The sequence below is a fragment of the Psychromonas sp. genome, assembly GCF_983033635.1.
Map to the genome: position 1 here is coordinate 33,974 of NZ_CEZLMY010000019.1, position 6,135 is coordinate 40,108.

The following is a 6,135-nucleotide window of genomic DNA, read 5'->3' on the forward strand; positions in this document are numbered from 1 at the left end:
TAATCAAAAAGATGAAAAACTCAGGCGAGTAGTGAAGATCCGCTAGTCAGTCCAACTAAGATGCAGCTCTATTTTAATCAAAAAGATGAAAATTGCAGGCGAGTAGTGAAGATCCGCTAGTCAGTCCAATTAAGATGCTGCTCTATTTTAATCAAAAAGATGAAAATTGCAGGCGAGTAGTGAAGATCCGCTAGTCAGTCCAATTAAGATGCTGCTCTATTTTAATCAAAAAGATGAAAAACTCAGGCGAGTAGTGAAGATCCGCTAGTCAGTCCAATTAAGATGCAGCTCAATTTTAATTAAACAGATGAAAATTGCAGGCGAGTAGAAGCAGTCTGCTTGATAATGCCTGCCTGCTGTTATGGCTGGCAGATATTGACCTCTTTTGCGCAGTAAATAGCATCTTATATCGGCTGATTGCAGCTCAAGGTTTTCCCCACACAAAAAATACAACTAGAGTTATTATATGAAAAATGCAAAAGCGGACGCAAGCATATATCTTCTGACCTGTTTGTTACAACGTTTGGAAACAAGTAATCCGGGGTTATTACAAGATATGATCCAAGGGGTTAAAGCCGATAAATCTTCGCTTCCTGATGATGTTGCAGAAAAAGATCACATCGAGCAAATATTTCAGGAGTCATTGCTGCTACTTGAGCGTGCAGATTTACTGCTTAAAGACAGTACAAATTCATAATAACAACTGTGTTCAAACTGGTCCTCTTGTCTGCGTTTTACAAAAACTATGCGCCGTTTGTATATTGCGCATTACAGATTGAGCTAATGACAGTGGATTGGAGATGACCGTCTATAAGATAAAAAACTATTTGTAACTGCTTGCTTTGATAGCAATTATTGTCACTGTTTTTTGTACATTCGTGATCTTTGCAAACGCAATCCATGGCTTCTTTAATTACTCTCAACAAGAGTATCTACTCGACGCTTAATGATACTGCTAAAACCATAGCGCTCAAAAGGTGCTGACCTGTCTGAGTTTGCAAAAATAACTGCGATTATTGTTTAGCTGTTATTGAACACTTAAGAGCAGAAAAAACGGGCGGAACACAAGGAAAAGTAATGGATATAGAAGCTGGTTTTTGGTGTAGAGACTATAAAAATGATGCAGAGCTCATTCCTAAGGTCGATCAGCAAAGAATCGTCTATGTCGCTTCAGAGCATATTCTGCATAGCAAAGAGCGCTGTTTTGTTTTTTACTATCCGCCATACGCTGAATTTAATGGATGGGATGATAGCCCGAGTGAAATAAGTGCGACCCAGGTAATTGAATGCAGTTTGGCTAAGCTGGAAAGCTATCCGTTTTCAGATCCGCAAATCAATGAGTTTGTCGGGAAAGGGATTGTTCCCCAAAGTGCGGTTAAATACCAGGCTCAAATCATTTCAGTCACTCCTTTTCTTGAGTTTTGTAAAAATTATTCTCACATTGAAAACTTCGCTTTTGTCCGCTGCGGTCACTCTGATGGCAGTTCTACAATGATATGGGAAGAGTCCAGAGAATATAGGAAAGCTATTTACGGCGGAAATCTGCTTTATCTATCCGGCAGTGTTTCCGAGCAGAGTTTCAGTACAGTGATTGAAATAAATAATGACAGATATTTCGTGAAGTTCCACTACCATTATGATCCAAGCCAAAATCAATCTGTTGTCGTAAACTATGAACTAAAGGGGGAAGAACTGTTGTTTTTCAAAAAGGCGATTGATAATGCAGTTGTTCTTAACGCGTAATTAAACCCTAACAGTATGTCTACGCTTCGGTATGCTGGCAAGCCAGACATTTGACTATGTAAAGGAGGATAAGATGAAAACGGTTTATTTTGCTCAACATGGAATGGCACATCCCAAGGATGTCGATCCGCAAAGGCCCTTATCAGATCTTGGCAGTGCTGAAGTTCGCAGAGTCGCAACCTATTTAAGGGAGCATAAAATTGTTATTCGTAAAATTTGTCATAGCGGAAAGTTGCGGGCTCTGCAAACAGCGACCATATTTTCGCAGATATTGGGAGTCGGTTACGTATCTGAGCTTAGCGGGATGAATCCGAATGACAATCCAGCTGAACTCATTGAGCAAATCACTGAAGATGCTGTATTATATGTGGGGCACTTACCTCATATCGCAAATGTAATTACTAATATCATCACTGCTGACGGTAATAATACAGTGCTTAAATTTCAAAATTCTGCGGTTGCATGTATTGAAATGGATAAAAGTACAGCTAGTATAAAGTGGTTTATCATACCAAGCATCTGCTAGCCGAAAACGGTTAATAATATAATATTACAACGGGCAGGGCACGGAATGCGCTTTTAGCCTGCAACAGATAACAAAGGAGTTTTTATGAGAGGTGCTGGTGGTACATCCGGTGGTTTAGGGCAGTTTTTTATCGGGTTGATAATGCTCTGTGGTGGTTTTTTTCTGTTATTAAATGCCATTACCGTAAGCTCAAGCTTCGGGCTTGGATCGCGCCTGTATGGTTTCTCGGCTTTAGGCGCAAGCTATGGAGTAACCAGTGGGATGGTGATGATACCTTTTATGCTTGGTATCGGTATTATCTTCTATAACGGCAAGAACATTTTAGGCTGGCTGTTAACCATAGGCTCAATAACTGCACTTATTTTTGGCGTGATTGCGTCAATTCGTTTCAGTTTTAGAGCGATGAGTGCATTTGATTTAATAACGATATTGATACTGGCCATTGGTGGGCTGGGGTTATTTCTTCGCTCATTAAAAACTTTGGATAGTGCCGATATTGAATAACCCCTCGTTTATATCCAGCTGAATTGCTTTTAAATGTTGACCAGCCAGTTAAAAACAGGCTGTTATTTCTGATGGATAATAAATGCGTTAGGGTAGTCTTGCTGTATTTTAGTGAGTAAATCTTGTGCTTTTAACTGGCTGTTAAACGGGCCTAAACGTAATTTGTAGTGACTGTTATCTTCCACAAATAAGCTTTTTACTTGATATGTTTCACTGAGTTTTTCACCTAGTTGATTGGCTTTTTTAGGTAATGATGTGACCAGATATTGAATATAATAATTACCATTAAATTGATTAGCCTGGTTTTCTTCCTTAGCGAAATGTAATAATTTAATTTTTACTTTTGCTGTGCCGGATTTTAGCATATCGAGTTTCTGTGCAGCCGCATAAGAAAGGTCGATAATTCGCCCTTTATGAAAAGGGCCGCGATCATTAATACGGACAATAATCTGTTTATTGTTTTCTAAATTGGTTACTTGTACGTAACTCGGCAGTGGTAAATTTTTATGGGCACCACTCATCGCAAACATATTGTAACGCTCGCCATTGGAGGTTAAATGCCCGTGGAATTTATTACCGTACCAGGAAGCGTTACCTGACTCTGTAAACTCAGTAATATCGGTGAATACCTTGTAATCAATACCCCGTACCCTGTAATTTTTATTTCCACCGCGAGAATAAGGTTCATAACGCGGGTTTACATCTTCAACATGCCCTAATGGCGGTATTTCAGATGGACTGTGATCATTTTTAATTTGATAACGACTACTGGATACACCGCATCCAGAGAGTAAAAAACTAATTACTAACAGTGTCGCTATTTTCAATCTGTTCATCACTTCTCTTACTTAATATTAAAACGTTTATGGGTATTAATGGACATTAATACCCCGAAACCGGCCAATAGGGTTACAATTGATGTCCCACCGTAACTGATTAATGGCAGGGGGACACCTACAACAGGCAGTAAACCGCTTACCATGCCGATATTAACAAATATATAAACAAAGAAGGTTAAGGTGATACTACCCGCAACTAGCCTTGTAAAGGCATCTTGCGCTTGGTTGGCAATCCATAAGCCTCGACCGATAAGGAACAGGTAGATAGTGAGTAATAACAAAATACCAACAAAACCAAACTCTTCTGAAAAAACAGAAAAGATAAAATCGGTGTGCCGCTCTGGTAAAAATTCAAGTTGCGATTGTGTGCCTTGTAACCAACCTTTTCCCCATAAACCACCCGAGCCAATGGCAATTTTAGACTGGATAATATGGTAACCCGCACCAAGCGGATCAGCTTCCGGGTTGATTAATGTTAAAACCCGTCCGCGCTGGTAATCATGCATTAAATAAAACCACAGCACAGGTATAAATGCCAGCACAGCGGCAACGGCGATACCGATATAAAGCCACGAAATACCCGATAGAAAAAGTACAAAAATCCCAGATGAGGCAATTAATATGGATGTACCTAAATCAGGCTGTTTGGCAATTAACAGTGTGGGAGTGATAACAATTATTAAGGCAATAAATGCATGTTTCAGGCGTGGGGGCAGGGTATAGCGGCTGATATAAGAGGCAACCATAAAAGGCATAATCAGCTTCATTATTTCTGATGGCTGAAATTTGGTAAAGCCAAGATCCAGCCAACGTTGTGCGCCTTTGCCTGTATGTCCGACAACCAGTACTGCCACTAAAAGCAGTACACAGATAATAAAGATAGCAGGTGTCCAGCGCTGATACATTTCCGGGGATATCTGTGCTAACACTATCATTGCAGCAAGAGCTATCGCTAAGCGGATAAGCTGTTTAATTAACATCTCATAACCCGCAACAGAGTAGAGTACGGTCAGGCTCAACCCCATTAAGGAAAATATCCCCAATAACAGTAGCGGGTCGATATGTAAACGGTAGAAAATACTTTTCTGTGCTTGTGTGCTAACCATGATTAAAAGCCTAGTGGTTTAACAATAGAGGTCGGAGGTAAGTTATCAAAATACTCATCAAACATTGCGCGAACAATTGGTGCAGCATGACTACTTCCGCCACCAGCATTTTCTAAGATAACCGTTGCCACTATTTCTGGTGATTTAAAAGGGGCGAATGCGACAAACATGGCATTATCACGATGGCGCTCTTTCATTTTACTGGCATCGTATTTTTCATCTTCTTTCATGCTGACCACTTGTGCAGTCCCCGATTTACCGGCAACTGTATAGGAGGTCTTCGCAAATGCTCTATGTGCAGTACCGGTCCTTTTACTGGTAACACCAAACATCGCCTGCAGTGCGATATTCCAGTAATTTTCATCTTTTAACTGTATTGGCATTTTTGATTCATGCACCGGAGAAAATGATCCTCCAGCTGAAATTATTGAACGTATAATATGCGGTTCAATAATCTCCCCTCGACGCGCTAAAATAGCGGTTGCTTTGGTTAATTGAATTGGTGTTACTGTCCAGTAGCCCTGGCCAATACCGACAGATATAGTATCACCATCATACCAAGGTTCTCTAAAACGTGCTTTTTTCCAATCACGTGAGGGCATAATTGCTTTTGTCTCTTCACCAATATCTAAACCGCTATATTGGCCAAAACCAAACTGTTTCATAAACGGACTGATTCTATCGATACCGACTTTGTAAGCTGTATCATAGAAAAAAGTATCACAGCTTTGTTCTATGGCGAGATTGACATCAACTTTACCATGTCCCCAACGTTTCCAATCTCGAAAGCGGCGTTTTGTACCCGGCACTATCCACCAACCAGGATCATAAATCACAGTTGATTTAGAGATCACTCCACTGTCTAATGCGAGCAATGCCATCTGTGGTTTGATGGTTGAAGCGGGAGGATAGCGGCCTTGTGTTGCACGATTAATAAGCGGACGATCTTTTGATTGTAAAAGTTCCTGATATTTCTTACGGCTGATTCCTTGTACAAAAAGGTTGGGATCGTAACTTGGATTCGAAACTAGGGTTAAAATACCACCTGTTTTAGCATCCATTACAATAATGCTGCCGCGAAGGTTACCCAATAGTTGTTGGGCTTTGAGCTGTAATTTGATATCAATATGTAATTTAATATCTTTTCCTGGAACTGGAGGTGTGAAACTAAGGGTGCGGATCACTTTGCCCCAACTGTCGACCTCAACTTGGCGTTGCCCCGGTTGCCCATGCAACAGCTCCTCGTAATATTTCTCGATGCCTAATTTACCGATGTAATTTGTACCACGATAACGTGCGTTTTCTCCGCGTTGTTCAATTCTTTGCAAATCTTTACTGTTAATTTTGGCTATATATCCAAGAACATGGGTAAATGCATCTCCAAAAGGATAAAAACGTTTCAGGTTGGCCTGAATAG

At 40.4% G+C, this 6,135-nt stretch carries 7 protein-coding genes; 4 read left to right on the top strand and 3 right to left on the bottom strand.

Annotated features, from left to right (window positions below):
- Positions 1–466: 466 nt before the first annotated feature.
- From AC4GME_RS04460 to AC4GME_RS04475, 4 genes are all read left to right on the top strand, one after another.
- Positions 467–697: a hypothetical protein gene (locus tag AC4GME_RS04460; protein ID WP_490376726.1), complete on the top strand. Its 231-nt coding sequence runs from the start codon at positions 467–469 to the stop codon at positions 695–697.
- Between the two features lie 380 nt (positions 698–1,077).
- The gene (locus tag AC4GME_RS04465) at positions 1,078–1,743 is read left to right on the top strand and encodes a hypothetical protein (RefSeq protein ID WP_490376727.1); all 666 of its coding nucleotides are present in this window, start codon (positions 1,078–1,080) and stop codon (positions 1,741–1,743) included.
- A gap of 73 nt (positions 1,744–1,816) precedes the next feature.
- The gene (sixA, locus tag AC4GME_RS04470) at positions 1,817–2,269 is read left to right on the top strand and encodes a phosphohistidine phosphatase SixA (RefSeq protein WP_490376728.1); all 453 of its coding nucleotides are present in this window, start codon (positions 1,817–1,819) and stop codon (positions 2,267–2,269) included.
- An 84-nt stretch (positions 2,270–2,353) separates the two neighbouring features.
- Positions 2,354–2,773 (top strand): hypothetical protein, encoded by a 420-nt coding sequence (locus AC4GME_RS04475; protein ID WP_490376729.1) that lies wholly within the window; start codon positions 2,354–2,356, stop codon positions 2,771–2,773.
- A gap of 62 nt (positions 2,774–2,835) precedes the next feature.
- On the opposite strand, the gene AC4GME_RS04480 is transcribed toward AC4GME_RS04475, so the two are convergent.
- The 3 genes from AC4GME_RS04480 to mrdA form a co-directional block, all read right to left on the bottom strand.
- Positions 2,836–3,609: a septal ring lytic transglycosylase RlpA family protein gene (locus AC4GME_RS04480; protein WP_490376730.1), complete on the bottom strand. Its 774-nt coding sequence runs from the start codon at positions 3,607–3,609 to the stop codon at positions 2,836–2,838.
- 8 nt (positions 3,610–3,617) lie between these two features.
- On the bottom strand, positions 3,618–4,718 hold the full coding sequence (rodA, locus tag AC4GME_RS04485; protein WP_490376731.1) for a rod shape-determining protein RodA: 1,101 nt from the start codon (positions 4,716–4,718) through the stop codon (positions 3,618–3,620).
- 2 nt (positions 4,719–4,720) lie between these two features.
- A partial coding sequence (gene mrdA / locus AC4GME_RS04490; protein ID WP_490379059.1) for a penicillin-binding protein 2 occupies positions 4,721–6,135 on the bottom strand: 1,415 nt, incomplete at its 5' end.